Genomic DNA, 19,493 nt, shown 5'->3' with positions numbered 1-19,493 from the left:
GGATTACCCATGTGAGAGTAAGTCATCGCCAGCTCATTATTCGAAACACCCCCAACTAAGGTTGGGGGTGTTTTTTTTATGCGTGGGATTTTAGTCAAATAGCTCTTGGAATTGTTGAATATTGATTAAAAACTAGACTCATGGGTTTAGATTTTTAAGGAATAAGTAAGACTTTAGTCGGATATTGCATGAAAAGTAGCTGTGTTGAACTAAGTTGTTGCGAAGACATGGCGATAAGAATCATTAAAAATAATAAATAAGAGTTAGGGTCATGTGTCGTGCTGAAAACAACGAAAAAAACTCACAGGAGGTGAGTAAAAATGGCAGAAAACATGAAGCGAGTAGCAAACACTGTAAGTGTGAATGATGTGATTGATCAGGCAAAATTCACTAAATTTCACTTAAGCATTGTATTATGGTGTTTGTTTATTGTCCTATTTGACGGATATGATTTAGCAATTAACGGTGTCGTTCTGCCTCTACTTATGCAAGAGTGGGGCATGAGTGCTGTTCAAGCAGGCATGCTTGCAAGTACAGCACTCGCTGGCATGATGTTTGGAGCCATGCTATTTGGGATGCTTGCAGACAAAATTGGTCGTAAAAAAGTTATCTTGATTTGTGTTTCTTTATTTAGTGCTTTTACATTTTTAGGTGGATTTACCACTAATCCAACAGAATTTGGTATTTTACGTTTTATTGCTGGTTTAGGGATTGGTGGTGTATTACCAAACTTAGTCGCTCTAACGTCTGAATATGCACCTAAACGTTTAAAAAGCACACTGGTAACCACCATGTTTAGTGGTTATGCGGTGGGCGGTATTATGGCTGCATTATGCGGTACATGGTTTACACCAAGTTTTGGTTGGGAAATTATGTTCTTCATTGCAGGTATTCCCTTACTTTTTGTTCCATTTTTTTGGAAGTTCTTACCTGAGTCTTTAACTTTCCTCGTTAAAGAACAAAAAGTGAATGAAGCACGTCGTTTTATCAAGCAAGTCGAGCCAACTGCAGACATACAAGCAGATACTGAACTGGTTCTAGCTAGCGCTGATCAGACCCAAAGTGCATCAGTAAAAGCTTTATTTACAGAAAATCGTGCCACAGGAACATTCTTATTTTGGATTGCTTTCTTTATGTGCTTACTCATGCTTTACGCACTTGGAAGCTGGCTACCAAAACTGATGATGGCAGCGGGATATTCTTTAGGCAGCAGTTTAATGTTCTTATTAGCACTGAATATTGGTGCCGTGATCGGAACCATTAGCGGCGGTATTTTGGCAGACCGTTTTGACTTTAAACCTGTTCTTATGAGTATGTTAACTGTCGGTGTACTATCTTTGGTTGGTTTGGGCTTTAATTCTCCAACCCCTGTTATTTATTTACTTGTGAGTTTAGCAGGTGCCTCATCTATTGGTACCAGTATCTTGTTATATAGCTATGTTGCTCAATACTATCCTGTTGCAGTACGTTCTACTGGTATTGGTTGGGCTTCTGCTGTAGGGCGTACAGGTGCAATTGTTGGCCCAATCGTGATTGGTATGCTGCTTGGTATGGAGTTACCACATAAATGGAACTTTATCGCGGTAGCAATGCCAGGTATTATTGGTATCATCGCTATTTCAATGATTCGTAAGCCACAACCTGGTCGCGTTATGGTGAAAAAATTAAAAACAGCTAAAATTTAAACTCTCGTAATTGACCTACTCAGTTAAAAAGCTCCTTACTTAAAGGGGCTTTTTCATATCTTTAGTATGAAATTAAATCAATATTCAATTGGTCAAAAGAATAAGCGGATTAAAAGAGCTTAAATATTGGACGAATTAAAAAATAAACATCAATTATTCAAAAGTTTATACTAATAATAGTGTGACATATCACGCAAATAAATGACATTTTCGAGAGCATAGCAGAATATCAATTAGTCTTATTGTGCCTTAAATCCTGCTTGCGTATATTGCCTGACATTGAAGATTGACTTCAGTCTTCAACAAGATGTTATGGACAAGTACTCATGGGAGATGAGAACGATGACAACGGAAAAAATAGATGTAAATTCTGTAGTCGATAATGCGAAATTCACGCCTTTCCACTTCAATGTAGTTGCTTGGTGTTTACTCATTATCTTATTTGATGGCTACGATCTGGCAATCAATGGTGTAGTTTTACCGTTATTGATGCAAGACTGGGGCTTAAGTGCAGTGCAGGCCGGAATGCTTGCAAGTACCGCACTGGCCGGCATGATGTTTGGTGCGATGATCTTTGGTTCCCTCGCGGACAAGATCGGTCGTAAGAAAGTAATCATGATCTGTATTGTATTATTCAGTGGTTTAACTTTTGCGGGTGGCTTTGCCTCAAATCCAACCGAATTCGGTATTTTACGTTTCCTTGCCGGTCTTGGTATTGGTGGTGTAATGCCAAACCTGGTGGCATTGACTTCAGAATATGCTCCACAAAAAATGCGTAGTACCCTGGTAACCACCATGTTTAGTGGTTATGCCGTTGGTGGTGTAATGGCTGCGTTATTGGGCTCATGGTTTACCCCAAGTTTTGGTTGGGAAATCATGTTCTTTATCGCGGGTATTCCATTATTTTTATTACCGGTAATCTGGAAATTCCTGCCTGAATCGCTGGCATTTATTGTGAAGCAGAACAAGCAGGCTGAAGCACGCCAAATTGTACGTCGTCTGGCGCCAAATCTGACAGTAACGGATAACACGGTACTTACTTTGCCACAGGAAAATGTGCCTGAAGCAGCGAACGTGGTCAGCTTGTTCCGTCGTGGTCGTGCGGTCAATACCTTACTGTTCTGGGTCGCGTTCTTTACTTGTCTGTTAACCATGTATGCACTGAGCAGCTGGTTGCCGAAGTTAATGATGGCAGCGGGCTATTCGATGGACAACAGCCTGATGTTCATGATGGTGATGAACGTGGGTGCGGTTGTAGGTATTGTGGGTGGTGGTATTCTGGCGGATCGTTTCCACCTGAAACCGGTACTGATGGTTCTGGGCATGATGGGTGCGATTGTAATGAGCTCAATGGGCTTTGCATCTAACCAGTTCTTGCTTTACATTTTGGTATTCCTAGCGGGTGCAGCGTCGATTGGTTCACAAATGTTGCTATATAGCTATGTTGCACAGTTCTACCCACTTGCGGTACGTTCGACAGGTATTGGCTGGTCTTCTGCGATTGGTCGTATGGGCGCGATTGTAGGGCCGATCCTGATTGGTGGTTTGCTTGGTATGAACCTGCCTGCTTACTTCAACTTTATGGCAGTCGGTTTGCCGGTTCTGATTACTGCAATTGCGGTTGCGTTAATCATGCATGACAATGAATCTGAGAAGATTGGTTCAATTGAACCAGCAGTGTCTAAAGCTTAAAGCTAAGTATTAAATAAGAAGCCTCCGAAAGGGGGCTTTTTTATGGTTATTAGTTGATAAAAACTAATTCACAATTTATTTTGTAGTAATTAACTGAATTATAAATATCATGACCTTAGAATTATTTATAGCATCTTTAGCTCTCTTAATTTCAGTAATGCAATTATGGAAAACTTATTTTTATAAATCTAAACCATTCTTCACGATTGGAACTTTAACAGAACAAATTTATCCGATAAAAAGTGCTAGTGAAGAATGGTATGTGTGTAGTTTTCATATGCCAATTTCAATCTCGAATCATGGTGCTCAATTACTGATTATTGAAAAACTTAGACTGAAGTTGGTTTATCAAGATATTGAATTAAAGAATAACTATGAATATCTCTATGCTAAATGGATTCTTGATACAAAAGATTCCAAAAAAATTGATAGTGATCGATTCAGATGGATAAATGATATTGATCTTGAAGATTGGATTCCTCAACTTATTCAAGCCCGATCTATACAATCAAAAAGTTTTATTTTTGAAACCCGCTGGGATTTTCCTATCGATCAGAAGTTGACAGTTACTTTGCAAGGTAAGCTTATGAAATCTAACTCTTGGAGCGATATAAGTTCATGGGATATAAATCATAATCTCACTGTTTGGCAAATGTTGGTGATGGGTGGAAGTTCCATTGGTCATACTACAGAGCCAAAAGTTTTAAGAAGATCAAAAGCCTTATCTAATAAAATTTATATTAAGAATAAGATAGAATTTAATCCTGATAATTCTTTTTTGATACCTTCTTATTCAAATAAAAAAAATGCTCTATCTAAAATTTTAAAGATACTGAATAAGCATTAATTTAAATATTAGACCTCTTGCGAAAGTATCGTTTTACCTAATTTTTGAATTGGCTAAAACCTTATAATATGTAGCTTTTGGCTGTTTAAATTTTAAATTTTGACTAACGCAAGAAGTCTATTATTCTTAGTATTATTGAGATAAGGTAATGTGATAATCGCGCTATTCTAAATAGAGTAGAGGTATAGAAAATATGAATATTAATTCATTCTCCCCAATCCCTGAAGGTGATGAAGAACTGCATCTTCCTGAACTGGTGTACTGGGCATCTCTTGGTGATGTTGAACAGGTTGAGCAGGGCTTGCAAGAAGGTCTGGACGTCAACTCCGCCGATGAAGAAGGCTATAGTGCCTTACAGGCTGCAGCTGAAAATGATCATTTAGACGTAGTTAAGCTTCTGGTTAGCAAGGGCGCAGATATTGCACATCGCAGTCCAAATACTGCTTTAGAACTGGCTGAAATGGCCGGAAATAAAGACGTGGTGACTTATCTGAAAAGTTTGGCCGGTGGTGTCTGAATATAAAAAAGAACCTCAATGTTGAGGTTCTTTTTTTATGGTATGAGCTTAGGCAGCATCGCCTTCAAGTTCTTTTAAGATCGCTTCATTGAAAGCCGGTAAATCGTCCGGATTGCGTGAAGTAATCAGTACCCAGTCACCGGTATTGCAGCGGTGAACCTGTTCATCGACCCATTTCCCGCCGGCATTTTCCAGATCCAGTTTGATGCTCTTATACGAAGTCAGATTCTTATCTTTAATGCGCTGTGCATCAATCAAAGTCCATGGCCCATGACAGATCGCGGCAATCGGTTTGTGATTGTCGGCAAAATGCTGAATGATTTTTTGCGCATCCTGATTGATTCTTAAGGTATCCGCGTTGACTGTACCGCCGGGAATCACCAAAAGATCATAATCATTCAGATCGACGTGTTCAAGACTGGTATCCGGCGTGTATTGGGTAGCAGCCTTGGTATCACCTTTGACCGTCGCGACATCTTCATTTTTTTCTGCAGCATGAATGACTTCAAAACCTTTGGACTTTAGAAAATTTAAAGGCTCAGTGAGTTCATCATGTTCAATGCCTTGATTGGATGTAATAAAGAGGACCTTTTTTACCATGATTGCTGTTCCCAAAAAATGTGAGGATTTTTAGCTTAACAACAAGGGGATTCTTACAATGTTGGAGTTTTAGCTCGGAACTGTTAAGCAATGATAAATAAAATAATAGGCAGAAAAAAAAGCCCCGACATCCTGTCGGGGCTTTTTCGTATCTCGTGATTTAGGTATAACTCCTGTCGTACCTCACGTCCTGGTGTTGCGATGTTATTCTTGTTTTTAGGTCTTCTGGAGCATCCTGCTCTCTATGTTTATAAAGTAATACACATCCCGGTGGCGCACTAGCAGCAGATTGCGGTTATTGCTGTACGCTTTGGCTTACATCAGCGCAGAGAAATTGAGCTGTGCAAGCTTAACCAGTTGTATTGCATTAAAAATGCACATCTAGACCGATATAAGGGCCTTTAAATTCCAGCTGTAAATCTGGACGTTGATCCTGTTCAAAATCCACTTGCATGATGCGATAACCGATTTTGGCACCGACATCGACCAGCAGATTATCAATGAAATCATATTGCAGTTCGGCTTGTACATCGGTCTTTCGGGTATCATCACTGCCGTGACTGTAAACCGCTTCTGCTTGGGCACTCAGTCCGGTAAAGGGTAATTTAACCCCGGCTGTTGCATAGAGCAGTGGGCTGTATTCATCCAGATCGTATTGAGTGAAAACTCCGGTCGTCAGGTTTTTCACAGTACCATCCAGATTGGTTAAACCTGCGCCTATATCCGCATGCACAATAGTATCTAGCAATTCATAATACAGAATATAGTCAATATTGTTCAGCTCAATTTCTGAGGCATTGATAAGAGAACTCTGTTCGCTATTGCTGTCCAGATTGACGTATTTAATCTTGGCATTTGGTAACAATGGCACAGGATGTTCTACAGCGACAGATAGCTGCGCTGTACCTTGTCGATCTAGCTCATGCTTGAAATTGTTATCCTGACTATAGCCGTCAAAATCCCAGTAACTGAGATCTGCTTTCACGCCGATTACATCTGCATGACTGAGCGTACTGAGTCCAAAACCGAATAATAAGGTGGTGAGTATTTTTGCGCGCATGGCTCTATTCCCTAAAGCTTTATTAAAATTGGAGGTGTCTGGTTACTTAAAAACATCTTCTTAATATGGAGTAGCAAGTGCATGATATAGAGAATTTCAAAAATGTATATCCTTGGATTTTGCAGGACAATAAGATGGTAGCGAGAAGCACACAACAAGCGAAAGAGTATGCATTATATGTCGCCGGTCAGGTGGCTCAGACGGGTGAATGGCTAGAGGTCAAACATAAATATAACCACGAACTGTATGCCCGTGTCGCTTTGGCAGATGCCAACACACTGGAACAGGCGATTCAGTCTGCCGTAGACGCAGAAGCCGAAATGGCTGCCTTAGAGCCGTTCCAGAAACAGAAAATTCTGCTGCATTGCGTACGCCGTTTTCGTGAGATTCATGAAGAACTGACCGAAATTCTGATTGCAGAAGGGGGCAAACCGCGTAAAGCAGCTGAAGCCGAAGTTGAGCGTCTGATTAATACCTTTCAGATTGCCGCAGATGCCGTGACCCAGGTTGATCAGGGACGTATGCTGCCTTTGGCCGTGACTGCGGCAGCATCCGGTTATCAGGGTATTGTGAAGCAGGTGCCGATTGGTGCAGTGTCTCTGATCAGTCCGTTTAATTTTCCTTTAAACCTGACCGCGCATAAAATTGCTCCTGCGATTGCAGCCGGTTGTCCCTTTGTGCTGAAACCACCTAGCCTGACCCCGATTTCTGCCTTAAAAATTGCTGAAATTCTGGCGGAAACCGATTTACCGCGAGGTGCGTTTTCGGTATTGCCCTGTCCGCGAGAGCTGGCTGATCTACTGGTCACCGATGAGCGTTTTAAATTACTCAGTTTTACCGGTTCCGATGCTGTAGGCTGGGATATGAAAGCGCGTGCCGGACGCAAAAAAGTGGTCTTGGAGCTTGGTGGCAATGCTGCCGTCATGATTGAGCCGGATACCGAAATTAACGATGCCTTGATTAATCGTCTGATTGGTGGGGCGTATAACCACGCCGGACAGGTGTGTATCAGTGTGCAACGCATTTTGGTGCATCAGCAGATTTATACTGAAGTGAAGGACAAACTGCTGGCGAAACTGAAAACGATTAAAGCCGCTGATCCGAATCTGAGCACAACCTTGGTTGGTCCGATGATCAAGGAAGATGAAGCCAAACGCCTGAAAAAATGGCTGGATAAAGCCGTGAAAAAAGACGCGAAAATCCTGATTGGAGGCGAATTGAATGGTGTGATGTTCGCACCGACCTTGCTGGAAAATGTAGACCACAGTCTGGAAATCTACCGTGATGAAGCCTTTGGCCCGGTGGCAATTCTGGAAGCGTATGCTGATTTCGAATCCGGTATTGCCTGTATCAACCGCAGCCGTTTTGGCTTGCAAGCTGGAGTGTATACTCAGAATCTGAACAAGATGCTGTATGCCTGGGATCATCTGCATGTCGGCGGTGTCATTATCAATGATATTCCGTCTTTCCGGGTCGATAACATGCCTTATGGCGGGGTCAAAGATTCAGGTCTGGGTCGTGAAGGAATTCAGTCAGCCATTCGCGACATGCAGGAAGAGCGCATGCTGGTGATTAAAGCCTAAGTTTAGAATACTCATCGCTTCGATATCACAGGCAGCTTGTTTTAAATCTGCTTGTGATATTTAAACCGGTTTTTAAAGAGGTCAAAATTCCATGAGAGAATTTGATTTCCCATATCACGGCTTGGTCATGTGCCTTAGTATGAGCCGTTTCATCTTCAAATAATGATCTAAAAACAGATGCTGGATTGGAGTCTTGGAATACATTTTTTGAAACAGCGACCCTGTAGTAAAACTTAAGAAAAAATATATTCCAAAAAGTTTGTCAATATATAACTTGTTTAATCTGGCCTATTTCGGAGAATTATTGAACGCTTAATTCGAATAGATTATAAATAACGAATATTTTAAGCAGAATTTACAGAAAAAATTTAAAAAAGTCAGTATTGTTGAATCATCTACAAGGTCAGTTTTTCGATCAGACTTTAAGCAAGATGTAAGACCTACTGACCTGTTTGTACATTAGAATTCGACGCCCACAAGGTGCCCTCTAATTCAAACACCCAAAATTATTGAAAATGCTTCTTTTTTTGCTTGCGCCATAACCATAACAAGCAGCATCTAAAGGGGTTAAAAGTTTAGGTGTTCTATGACAGAAACTCGTGAGAATTGGTCCGCACGATCAGGATTCATTATTGCAGCGATTGGTTCCGCCGTTGGCTTGGGGAATATCTGGCGTTTCCCTTATGTTGCCTATGAAAATGGTGGCGGGGCATTCCTGATCCCTTATCTGATTGCGATTTTCGCAGCAGGTTTACCTTTATTGTTTTTAGACTATGCGGTCGGACACAAGTTCCGCAAAGCGCCGCCTATGGCCTATAAAAAACTCATGAATGCCGAATCTCTGGGTTGGTGGCAGGTCATGGTCACTCTGGTGATCGGGATTTACTATGCCAGCGTCTTGTCCTGGGCCGGCAGTTATATGTTCTATTCCTTTGGACAGCAGTGGGGCACAGATACCCAGGGCTTCTTCTTCAATACTTACCTGCAAAATGGTGAGGGTCTGACGCTCGGTTTTGTACCTGTGCTGTTCTTTGGTCTGGTGGTCGTTTGGGCAGCAGTCATGCTGATTCTTTACGGTGGAGTACGCCGTGGGGTGGAACTGGCGAATAAAATCTTTATGCCATTGCTGGTGATTTTATTCACGATCCTGGTGATTCAGGCAGTCCGTTTACCGGGTGCAGTCGATGGCTTAAATGCTTTCTTCACACCAAACTGGGAAGCGATGACCAACTATAAAGTCTGGTTAGCTGCTTTTGGTCATATCTTCTTCTCACTGTCAGTTGGCTTCGGGATCATGTTGACCTATGCGTCTTACCTGAAACGCAAAACTAACCTGACCGGTTCCGGGATTGTGGTGGCATTGGCCAACTCGTCTTTTGAAATTCTGGCGGGTATTGGTGTCTTTGCCGCGCTTGGTTTTATGGCGTTCAGCTCAGGTGCGAAAGTTGAAGATGTAGTATCTGGCGGTATTGGTCTGGCCTTTATTGCGTTTCCGAAAATCATTTCCAGTTTAGGTGCAGGTGGTGACCTGTTCGGTTTCCTGTTCTTTGCTTCATTAACGGTTGCCGGTATTACCTCGATGGTCAGTATCCTGCAAGTTCCGATTGCCGCGTTCCAAGACAAACTGGGCTGGTCAAAGAATAAGTCAGTAACGATTATTGCTGGTGGTTCAGCGGTGATTTCTACCCTGATGTTCTCGACACATAGTGCGATTACCTTTGTCGACATTATTGACTACTTTGCCAATAATATCGGTATTGTCGGTGGTGGTCTGTTATCGATTATTCTGTTGTCCTGGTTCCGTCGTCCATTAATGAAACAGCTGGAAGGCCATGTGAATGAGTTTGCCAGCGTGAAACTGGGTGCCAGTTGGAACTTCATGCTAACGGTGATCACGCCTTTGTCATTATTGCTGGCATTGGGCCTGACCCTGAAATCGATCATGGCAGAAGGTTATGGTGGCTATGCTGCCAGTACCCTATGGATGGTAGGTGGAGGAGTAATGGCATTCTTTATTCTGGGTGCCATTCTATTCAGCCTGATTAAAGATCGTCACAGCTAGGAGAGCGACTATGAATACATCTGCACTAATCATGATGATCATCTCTATCGTTTTATTATGGGGTGGTCTGGTACTGGCTGTGATTCATCTGGCAAAGAATCCGGAAGAACCAGAAGACTAAAAATCTTCACATAAACCTACTGTTACCATAAACGGAAGTCATTATCATCCTTGATGATAATGACTTTTTTAATGGCTGATGCTTTGACATGATTTCCGTTTCAGATGGACAAGTCTATACAGCCTTTGCCGTGACTTTATTTGCCGGGCTGGCCACCGTAGTGGGTGGGGGACTGGTATTATTCTTAAAAAAACCTAATTTCCGTTTGCTGGCCTTTGGTTTGGCCTTTGCTGCCGGTGCCATGATCTATGTCTCTTTAACCGAAATTCTGAACAAATCGATCGCGTCCTTTAGTCTGGACTTTGATGAAAAAACCGGTTTTGCCTTTGGCACTTTTGCTTTTTTACTGGGCGTAGTTCTGGTGTTGTTGCTGGATCGCTTTGTGCCGAATCCACATGACACCATTGAAACCCATTCTGCCAAGGGCGTCAGTTCACCCCAATTACTGCGTACCGGCATGCTGACGCTGTTTGCGATTAGCGCACATAACCTGCCGGAAGGACTGGCGACGTTTTTTGCCACGCTGGAAAGCCCGGCTTTGGGCGCACCGTTGGCGGTGGCAATTGCGATTCATAATGTACCAGAAGGCGTCGCGATTGCCTTACCAGTGTATATGGCCACGGGCCGTAAAGATTATGCCCTCTGGGCCAGTCTAGTCTCGGGTCTGGCCGAGCCTCTGGGTGCAGCCTTGGGATATTTTATTCTGGCACCTTATATGAGTGAAACCGTCTATGGCCTGATCTTTGGGGTGATTGGCGGGGTGATGGTCTATCTGGCATTAGATGAATTATTACCAACGGCGAAACGCTATTCTGAAGGGCATGAAACGGTCTATGGATTGGTGAGTGGCATGGCTGCCTTGGCGAGCAGTCTGGTGATTTTTAAGTTTATTCAATAAGCTATATATTCACTAAATCATGCGCCATAAAAAAAGGCAGCTTAGGCTGCCTTTCATTTTAAACGCATGACTTATGCAGTTTTTTCTATACGGCAATAGAAGAAGCCATCGCCTTGATCTGCTTTCGGCAACAATTGACGGCCATGAATCTGTTCGATGCCCCAATCGGCTCCGATTTTGATTTCTTTAGCATCGGCATGTTGAGCAAAGAATTCGACCATCTGCTGTTCGTTTTCGGCTTTCAGAATTGAACAGGTGATGTACAGCAACGTACCGCCGACTTTCAGTTGCTGCCACATATTTTCCAGAATCTGCTTTTGCAGCTGTACCGTTTGCGGAATATCTGTAGAGTGACGCAGTAAACGGATATCCGGATGACGACGGATCACACCAATCGCAGAACATGGCGCATCCAGTACGATACAATCGACCGGCTCCGGAGCGGTCCAGGTGATCGCATCAGCCGCGATAATTTCAACTTCCGCATATTCAGTTAATAGTAAACGTTCCAGATTTTCTGCCACACGGACTAAACGTTTGGCATCCTGATCAATGGCATACAGTTTTTTCGGGCTATATTTTTCCAGGATATGCGCAGTCTTGCCACCCGGAGCGGCACAGGCATCGACCACCACTTTGCCTTCAAGGTCAGGAACTAAGGTCGCACACAGCTGGGCATGTTCATCCTGAACCGAGAAACCGCCGGCTTCATAGCCCGGCAGGTTCGGAATATGAACATTCTGTTCCAGTACAATCCCGACTTCAGACAGGGTGCAGGCACGTGCTTCATAGCCTTCTTCTTCCAGAATTTCCAGATATTCATCACGGCTGACCTGATTGACATTGACACGCAAGGTGAGCGGTGCAATCTGTTTCAAGTCATGTGACAGTTCGGCAAGCTGTTCCGGCCAGTCTTTCTTTAAACGCTTGTAGAGCCAGCTTGGCAACCCATGCGCCTGATTTAAAGCCAGGTCAAATTCTTCTGTTTCACGTGAAACACGACGCAGAACGGCATTCACCAGACCACTTAAAGGTTCAAAACCTAGCTGTTTGGCTGCAGTCACGGTTTCTGAAATCGCAGCATGTGCCGGAATACGGGTACATAAAATCTGATACAAACCCAAATATAAGCAACTTTCTAGCGCCTGGTTATCGAGAGGTTTGGTTAATAACGGTAGGGTGATGGCTTTCAGGCCATGCCACTGACGTAAACAGCCCAAAGTTAACTCGTGATATAGACCACGATCACGTTCAGACACGATGTTGATATGTTGATTGAGTACAGAAGCAAGTGATTGGCCATTTTGTACAGCCAATAGGGTTTTTACAACTTGCGCGCGCAAATTCAAGTTTTTAGCTGATGATTGAATTTGGCTCATGCGAATTTATATCCTACCGATAGTTTTTGAGTTTGATTAATTTGAACAGCATTCAGGGCTTTGCCGCCTGGCCATTGCAGATTGGTGATGCAAATAGCATGTTGGTCGCCACACATCACATGCACCCCGTCTTTGTCCAAGGCAATTACTTCACCAGGCAGGGCATTGCTTGCGTTTTGCTTGGAAAGCGATGAATTCCAGATGCGTAAATTGTTGCTGTCATCTAGTGGGGTAAATGCCACCGGCCAGGGATTAAAGGCACGAATATTACGGTCAATGGCTGCTGCAGGCTGGGTCCAGTCAATTTGTGCTTCAGCTTTTGACAGTTTATGCGCGTAAACCGTCAGGCTTTCATCCTGGACTTCGCGAATCTCAAGATAGTGCTGTAAGGTCTGTTCCGATTCAAGCACGGCCACAATCGCCTCAGCACCTTGCAGCGCCAGTTTGTCATGCAGGCTGGCAGAAGTATCCTCGGCAGTAATCGGACATCGTGTTTTATACATCATATCCCCGGTATCCAGACCGGCCGCCATTTTCATAATAGTCACGCCCGTTTCGGTATCACCGGTAGCAATGGCACGTTGAATCGGGGCTGCACCGCGCCAGCGTGGCAACAGCGAACCATGAATATTCAGGCAACCATATTTTGGCGTATCCAGAACCACTTGTGGCAGGATCAGACCATAAGCCGCCACTACCATCACATCTGCATTTAAGGCTTTAAGTTCCGCTTGCGCTGCAAGGCCTTCTTCAGTCAATGACTTGAAATGTAAAGGCTGATAAACCGGAATATTGTGTTCAAGCGCTAACTGCTTCACCGCAGATGCCGTGAGCTTTTGTCCACGTCCGGCCTTGCGGTCAGGTTGAGTATAGACCGCCACAATTTCATGTTCGGTTCTAAGCAACGCAGCCAATGCAGTCGCTGCAAATTCTGGTGTGCCTGCAAATATGATCTTCACACATGAAATTCCAAATAAACTTAAAAGCTATTATAAGCCAAAAGCCAAATTTCAGCCTAATCGTTGCAAAAACTTATCCGAGAAGCTTGGTGAGTACTTGAATTTTGGTGGAATTTTTATATAAAAAAAACTCATGCAAATTGTAAAAATTATTCATGAAAGTTTTGTATTGTCCTGAGGATGATGGCGGTATAGTAGATTTCATTAAGAAATTTTTATCGTCAGATCATCCAAATCTCTCTATAGACATTTTTGCCTGCATCTACAACCAAAGAGCCATCTTGTAAATCAAGGGCTTGTAGTATGATAGGTTTAAAATTCAACTGATTTAAGCTCCTTGTCAGTATGATTTAGCCAGAGTGGATCTGCCCGATTCATTGCAAGCTCAAACTTTGTTGGAAATATAAAATGCCTGACTATCGTTCAAAAACATCGACACACGGAAGAAATATGGCTGGCGCACGCGGTTTATGGCGTGCCACCGGCATGAAAGATGAAGATTTCGGTAAGCCGATTATTGCGGTGGTGAACTCGTTCACCCAGTTTGTACCGGGTCATGTGCATCTTAAAGATCTGGGTCAGCTGGTGGCACGTCAAATTGAAGCGTCAGGCGGCGTGGCCAAAGAATTCAATACCATTGCGGTCGATGATGGCATCGCGATGGGTCATGACGGCATGCTGTATTCATTGCCTTCACGGGATCTGATTGCAGACTCGGTCGAGTACATGGTCAATGCGCATTGTGCCGATGCAATGGTGTGTATCTCGAACTGTGACAAGATCACCCCGGGGATGCTCATGGCCGCGATGCGTCTGAACATTCCGGTGGTATTTGTCTCTGGCGGTCCAATGGAAGCGGGCAAGGTCAAAATCCGTGGCAATGAAAAAGCCATTGACCTAGTCGATGCCATGATTGTTGCAGCAGATGACAGCTTCACTGATGAAGAAGTCGCAGAATACGAACGTTCTGCTTGTCCAACTTGTGGTTCATGTTCAGGCATGTTTACCGCAAACTCGATGAACTGTTTGACTGAAGCACTTGGTTTATCGCTTCCGGGCAATGGTTCAACACTGGCAACCCATGCCAACCGTAAAAAATTATTTGAAAAAGCTGGTCAACTGATTGTTGAATTGGCGAAACGTCATTATGAACAGGAAGATTACAGCATCTTGCCACGTTCAATCGCAACCAAAGCGGCATTTGAAAATGCAATGACTTTAGACATTTCCATGGGTGGTTCAACCAATACGGTTCTGCATCTGTTGGCAGCAGCACACGAAGCTGAAGTCGACTTCACGATGACCGACATCGATCGTTTGTCACGTAATGTGCCGGTTCTTTGTAAGGTTGCGCCGGCGAAGCAAGACGTCCATATGGAAGATGTACACCGTGCCGGCGGCATCATGTCAATCTTGGGTGAACTGGATCGTGCAGGCTTACTCGATACATCTGTTCCAACTGTTCATGAAAAAACACTGAAAGATGCCTTGGATAAATGGGACATCATTCGTACTGAAGATGAAGAAGTGTATCAATTCTTCAAATCAGCGCCGGGTGGTGTACCGACTCAGACGGCATTTTCACAAGACCGTTACTATGCACGTTTAGATGGCGACCGTGACAATGGCGTGATCCGTAATGCAGCCAATGCATTCTCGCAAGATGGTGGCCTGGCAGTACTTTATGGCAACATCGCACTAGAAGGCTGTATCGTAAAAACAGCAGGTGTGGATGATTCAATCCTGAAATTCAACGGGACTGCACGTGTGTTTGAAAGTCAGGATGCTGCAGTTGAAGCCATTCTTGGCGGCAAAATCACTGCGGGTGATGTTGTGGTGATTCGCTACGAAGGTCCACGTGGTGGTCCGGGTATGCAGGAAATGTTGTATCCAACCAGTTACTTAAAATCAAAAGGTTTGGGTAAAGACTGTGCTCTGTTAACAGATGGCCGTTTCTCGGGTGGTTCTTCTGGTCTTTCAATTGGTCACGTGTCGCCTGAAGCTGCAGAAGGCGGTGCGATTGGTCTGGTTGAAGATGGCGACCGTATCGAAATTGATATTCCAAACCGTACCATTCACCTGGCGGTGGATGATGCAACTATGGCAGCACGTCGTGAAGCACAAGAAGCCAAAGGCTGGCAGCCTGCTGAACAGCGTCCGCGTAAAGTGTCTAAAGCACTGAAAGCGTATGCGATGCATACCACCAGTGCCTCGAAAGGTGCGGTACGTGATATCTAATTTGTAATTTTACAGATTTAAAAAGCACTCCAGACGGGGGTGCTTTTTTATTAATTGTTGAAAATAGCACGGTCGCATTTTACTTTGTGATTTTGCAATAATATTGCGTAGACAATGTTTTACTTTTGACAGCGCAAAAGTAACAAAACGCCTTTGTTTTCCTGATGCAGCATCCTTGCTGCACAGGAAAACAGCGACATCCATGTCGCTTCATCATGTGATCTGATTTGGGTAGAAAAATAATAAATGGATTAATGGGATTCGCAGAGTACAGAGTGTTGCTTTCATGTGTAGTCTGCTTTCTATACAATGACCTTAAAATAAATTGTCCAAGACCCATGCTTAAAATTGGTCATCGCCCAGGAAGAGAATAATGAGTAAAGATAATATCCGCGAGCATTCAGCCCCCGTTTATGAAGGCATTGAAAATGCACCGGCGCGTTCCATGATGCGTGCTACCGGTTTTAAAGATGCTGATTTTGAACGGCCATTTATTGGCATCGCTTCGACTTGGGCCAATGTCACACCATGTAATATGCATATTGATGGTCTGGCCAGAACAGTCGAACAGGGCGTCAGTGCTGCCGGCGGCAAGGGCATTATCTTTAATACCATTACCATTTCTGATGGTATTTCCAATGGTACAGAAGGTATGAAATATTCACTGCTGTCACGGGAAGTGATCGCAGACTCGATTGAAACAGTGGTGGGCTGCCAGGCTTATGATGGGGTGATTGCAATTGGCGGCTGCGACAAGAATATGCCGGGCTGCATTATGGGGTTGGCACGCTTAAACCGTCCGGGGTTGTTTATTTATGGCGGCACTATTAAACCGGGCGAAGGCCATACCGACATGATTTCGGTATTTGAAGCAGTCGGTCAATATGCCAAAGGTGAAATCAACGCGATTCAGGTCAAGCATATTGAAGAAGTGTCTTTGCCGGGTCCGGGTTCTTGTGGCGGCATGTATACGGCCAACTCGATGGCCTCTGCAATTGAAGCTTTAGGTATGAGCTTGCCGGGCTCCTCGGCGCAGGAAGCGATTTCGGATGATAAACAAATCGACTGTGCCCGTGCCGGTGAAGCAGTCATGAATCTGTTACGACTGGATATCAAGCCACGTGACATCATGACCAAGGCTGCTTTTGAAAATTCGATCAAGGTCTTGATTGCGCTGGGTGGTTCGACCAATGGCGTGTTGCATCTGCTAGCCATGGCGCATACCGCAGGGGTTGAATTGAGTCTGGATGACTTTGTCCGAATTGGCAAAGATATTCCGGTGGTGGCCGATGTGCGTCCATCCGGGAAATATTTAATGTCAGAACTGATTGCGATTGGTGGGATTCAACCACTGATGAAGCGCATGCTGGATGCCGGCATGCTGGATGGGTCCTGTTTAACGGTCACAGGTAAGACGCTGGCAGAAAACCTGGCCGATGTGCAGGACTATCCGGAAGGTCAGCAGATTATTCTGCCTTTTGATGCGCCCGTGAAAAAAGATTCCCATCTGGTGATTTTGAAAGGCAATCTGTCGCCGAAGGGCGCTGTGGCCAAGATTACCGGTAAGGAAGGTCTGCATTTTGCTGGCCCGGCACGGGTCTTTGAAGGCGAGCAGGGTGCCATGCGCGGGATTCTGGATGGCGAAGTCCAGCCGGGTGAAGTGGTGGTGATTCGTGGCGTCGGCCCTAAAGGTGGTCCGGGCATGCCGGAAATGCTGAAACCGACTTCTGCGATTATTGGTAAAGGTCTGGGCGCTTCGGTGGCTTTAATTACTGACGGACGCTTCTCTGGCGGCAGTCATGGTTTCGTGATTGGTCATGTGACGCCAGAAGCTTATGAGGGCGGCCCGATTGGTCTGGTGCAAAATGGTGATCAGATTTCGATTAATGCCGAAACTCGGGAAATGACCTGGCATGTCGCGGAAGAAGAAATTGCTGCACGTCAAGCGGCCTGGACCAAACCTCAGCCAAACTATACCCACGGTGCGCTGGCTAAATTCGCCAAACTGACTTCAGGTGCAGAAACCGGGGCGGTCACTGACCTGAATCTTGACCTCTAATCCATTGTTAAACATTGAACATTTGCTTATGACTTGATATAAGTTTTTACAGCATGCAGGGCTTTGGCTTCTGCGATCTTAAAAATAGATTATTCTGCGCAGCTTCTCATATGTTGAGCTGCGCACCGTCATTGTTGTCGAGGCCGATCTCATGTCCCTGTTACGCCGTTGGTTTGATCCAATCCGATCGAGTTGGTTTTACCAAAAACCGACCCGTCAAACGGTGTTATCTATTCAAGATGGGCTGAGTATCCATTTAAGACTGGATGATGTGTACAGTTATCTGGCGGTACAGCAGTTGCCCCAGCTCGAAGAAATTTTAAGTCCAGAACTCAAGCCGCTAAAAGTCATCATTTCCAGTGAGCATGCCGAAGCGCCGAACCAGATGTCTTTTGATGAATGGCAGCACTACACGATTAATGATGCAAAAATCTTGTCAAAACAGCATCGTTTCAGTTTTCATGATACGCCGGAATTACCGAGCGCTGAGGCCTTAAAACAGGCCGAACTGATTTTGCGACATACGCCGCTGCGTGGACAGGATTTCCTGTATTTGCTGGAAGATGTCTTCCATATGCTTTGGCAAAAACAGACCGGAAAATTACGAACTCTTTATGCCATGGCCAGTCGCCACCATCAGCCACAGGATTTTCCCGAACGTATTTTTGACCAGACCCCGATTCTGGCCAGCTATTTCAATTTAGGCGGTCGCCAGTATCAGGCGGTCGATGACCTGTTGCGTCTGACCCGGCGTCTGGAGCAGCAAAAACTGCTGACCGGTAATCCGATTTTTATGATCGATCACATTGAATGGCGTGAACATCTGATCAGTGATGCCGAGGAGCTGAACGAGATCCAGTCGATGGATCCGGAACTGGACTTGTATATCGCGCTGGAAGATCCGATCTCCTGGCTATTGCTGGCCTATATCAAGGAAGAACTGGCGGATTATTATAATATCCAGCTGAATGTCTATCCCTTGTCCTATCGTGGACGAGATGACTTTGACTGGAGTCTGGCCACACGTTTATCCAAACGGACGGAAGTAGAATTTACCCCGTTCTGCCGACCGACCGAGCAGGCGATTGCGCCAATGGCACAGTTATTTTATAGCTGTCCCGAGGAACAGCGGATTGAGGTGATGTACCAGATCTTGCAGGCTGTCTGGACCCGTGGTGAAGACCTGTCTTTTGCACCCCATTTCAAGCGTTTGCAGCAACAGTTAAATATTGTCGATCTGACCCAGGACGATATTCTGGCCAAGCTGCAGGACAATGATATGCTCTGTGAAATGAAGTCGCAGCCGAATTTTCCGGTACTGGAACTGCGCATAGATGATCAAAGTTATACATTTAATAGCCTATATCGGGTCTGGATGATTGAAAGTATTTTCAGTAATGTGTTAGAAGAAAAGTATAAGAGTAATAATCAAACTGAAAGTGAACTGAAAAAACATGGAAAAGATCAAAGCTGAATCACTAGAACATGCACGTCAACAGATCGATGCCATTGATACAGCTTTAGTTGAGCTGATCGCTGCGCGTCAATTTTATGTTGATCAAACCACCCGTTTCAAAAAAACCGAAACCGATTTACAGTCACCAGAACGTATGGAACAGATTGTAGAAAATGTCAGAGCTCTGGCGCAAAAACAAGGTGTCGATCAGGAGTTTATTGAACATCTATACCGTGAAATGTTCCAATACTTTATTCAACGTGAACTGAAAGAGTTTCGTCCTTAAACAGACACGTGCTTTAATAGAAGCCTTGCGGGGCTTCTTTTCATTTCTTTA

The 19,493-nt window shown here is 44.4% G+C and carries 16 protein-coding genes; 12 read left to right on the top strand and 4 right to left on the bottom strand.

Annotation, left to right across the window (positions count from 1 at the left end; all coding sequences use genetic code 11):
• Window positions 1-320: 320 nt before the first annotated feature.
• The 4 genes from NI470_RS11870 to NI470_RS11855 all read left to right on the top strand — a co-directional run bounded on the left by NI470_RS11870 (window position 321) and on the right by NI470_RS11855 (window position 4,741).
• On the top strand, window positions 321-1,685 hold the full coding sequence (locus NI470_RS11870) for an MFS transporter (protein ID WP_114541999.1): 1,365 nt from the start codon (window positions 321-323) through the stop codon (window positions 1,683-1,685).
• Between the two features lie 342 nt (window positions 1,686-2,027).
• Window positions 2,028-3,377 (top strand): aromatic acid/H+ symport family MFS transporter, encoded by a 1,350-nt coding sequence (locus NI470_RS11865; RefSeq protein WP_005245520.1) that lies wholly within the window; start codon window positions 2,028-2,030, stop codon window positions 3,375-3,377.
• Between the two features lie 109 nt (window positions 3,378-3,486).
• Entirely contained in the window at window positions 3,487-4,224 is a 738-nt protein-coding gene (locus NI470_RS11860) for a hypothetical protein (RefSeq protein ID WP_005245518.1), read from the top strand.
• A 193-nt stretch (window positions 4,225-4,417) separates the two neighbouring features.
• The gene (locus NI470_RS11855) at window positions 4,418-4,741 is read left to right on the top strand and encodes an ankyrin repeat domain-containing protein (RefSeq protein ID WP_213686629.1); all 324 of its coding nucleotides are present in this window, start codon (window positions 4,418-4,420) and stop codon (window positions 4,739-4,741) included.
• A 48-nt stretch (window positions 4,742-4,789) separates the two neighbouring features.
• Here the strand turns inward: NI470_RS11855 and NI470_RS11850 are convergent, their stop codons facing one another.
• Together NI470_RS11850 and NI470_RS11845 are read right to left on the bottom strand one after the other, a co-directional pair.
• A complete protein-coding gene (locus tag NI470_RS11850; protein ID WP_004728939.1) occupies window positions 4,790-5,341 on the bottom strand; it encodes a type 1 glutamine amidotransferase domain-containing protein in 552 nt (183 codons plus the stop codon).
• A gap of 367 nt (window positions 5,342-5,708) precedes the next feature.
• Complete coding sequence (locus NI470_RS11845) at window positions 5,709-6,401, bottom strand: TIGR04219 family outer membrane beta-barrel protein (protein ID WP_253148438.1); 693 nt, start codon at window positions 6,399-6,401, stop codon at window positions 5,709-5,711.
• 134 nt (window positions 6,402-6,535) lie between these two features.
• On the opposite strand from NI470_RS11845, the gene NI470_RS11840 reads away from it, so the two are divergent.
• The 4 genes from NI470_RS11840 (at window position 6,536) to zupT (ending at window position 11,065) form a co-directional block, all read left to right on the top strand.
• Window positions 6,536-7,984: an aldehyde dehydrogenase family protein gene (locus NI470_RS11840; protein ID WP_253148439.1), complete on the top strand. Its 1,449-nt coding sequence runs from the start codon at window positions 6,536-6,538 to the stop codon at window positions 7,982-7,984.
• A gap of 586 nt (window positions 7,985-8,570) precedes the next feature.
• The gene (locus NI470_RS11835) at window positions 8,571-10,046 is read left to right on the top strand and encodes a sodium-dependent transporter (protein WP_253148440.1); all 1,476 of its coding nucleotides are present in this window, start codon (window positions 8,571-8,573) and stop codon (window positions 10,044-10,046) included.
• 10 nt (window positions 10,047-10,056) lie between these two features.
• A complete protein-coding gene (locus NI470_RS11830) occupies window positions 10,057-10,167 on the top strand; it encodes a methionine/alanine import family NSS transporter small subunit (RefSeq protein WP_004647694.1) in 111 nt (36 codons plus the stop codon).
• An 88-nt stretch (window positions 10,168-10,255) separates the two neighbouring features.
• Window positions 10,256-11,065 (top strand): zinc transporter ZupT, encoded by an 810-nt coding sequence (gene zupT / locus NI470_RS11825; RefSeq protein ID WP_005108262.1) that lies wholly within the window; start codon window positions 10,256-10,258, stop codon window positions 11,063-11,065.
• A gap of 71 nt (window positions 11,066-11,136) precedes the next feature.
• Here the strand turns inward: zupT and rsmB are convergent, their stop codons facing one another.
• The gene (rsmB, locus tag NI470_RS11820) at window positions 11,137-12,444 is read right to left on the bottom strand and encodes a 16S rRNA (cytosine(967)-C(5))-methyltransferase RsmB (RefSeq protein ID WP_253148441.1); all 1,308 of its coding nucleotides are present in this window, start codon (window positions 12,442-12,444) and stop codon (window positions 11,137-11,139) included.
• Window positions 12,441-13,403: a methionyl-tRNA formyltransferase gene (gene fmt, locus NI470_RS11815; RefSeq protein ID WP_253148442.1), complete on the bottom strand. Its 963-nt coding sequence runs from the start codon at window positions 13,401-13,403 to the stop codon at window positions 12,441-12,443. The genes rsmB and fmt overlap by 4 nt, the downstream gene beginning before the upstream one ends.
• Window positions 13,404-13,811: 408 nt before the next feature.
• Between fmt and ilvD (NI470_RS11810) the strand changes: the two genes are divergently transcribed.
• The 4 genes from ilvD (NI470_RS11810) to NI470_RS11795 all read left to right on the top strand — a co-directional run bounded on the left by ilvD (NI470_RS11810) (window position 13,812) and on the right by NI470_RS11795 (window position 19,442).
• A complete protein-coding gene (gene ilvD / locus NI470_RS11810) occupies window positions 13,812-15,641 on the top strand; it encodes a dihydroxy-acid dehydratase (protein WP_081401186.1) in 1,830 nt (609 codons plus the stop codon).
• Between the two features lie 373 nt (window positions 15,642-16,014).
• Entirely contained in the window at window positions 16,015-17,700 is a 1,686-nt protein-coding gene (gene ilvD / locus NI470_RS11805) for a dihydroxy-acid dehydratase (RefSeq protein ID WP_253148443.1), read from the top strand.
• 151 nt (window positions 17,701-17,851) lie between these two features.
• The gene (locus NI470_RS11800) at window positions 17,852-19,174 is read left to right on the top strand and encodes a hypothetical protein (RefSeq protein ID WP_253148444.1); all 1,323 of its coding nucleotides are present in this window, start codon (window positions 17,852-17,854) and stop codon (window positions 19,172-19,174) included.
• Window positions 19,155-19,442, top strand: coding sequence for a chorismate mutase (locus NI470_RS11795; protein WP_005094791.1), 288 nt, complete (start codon window positions 19,155-19,157; stop codon window positions 19,440-19,442). The genes NI470_RS11800 and NI470_RS11795 overlap by 20 nt, the downstream gene beginning before the upstream one ends.
• Window positions 19,443-19,493: the final 51 nt, after the last annotated feature.

Origin of the sequence: Acinetobacter lwoffii (genome assembly GCF_024129115.1) — a bacterium.
In the GTDB taxonomy this organism is placed as follows: Bacteria; Pseudomonadota; Gammaproteobacteria; order Pseudomonadales; family Moraxellaceae; genus Acinetobacter; species Acinetobacter lwoffii_T.
The sequence above is the reverse complement of the archived record's forward strand: the minus strand, read 5'-3'. Positions and strand labels throughout refer to the sequence as shown.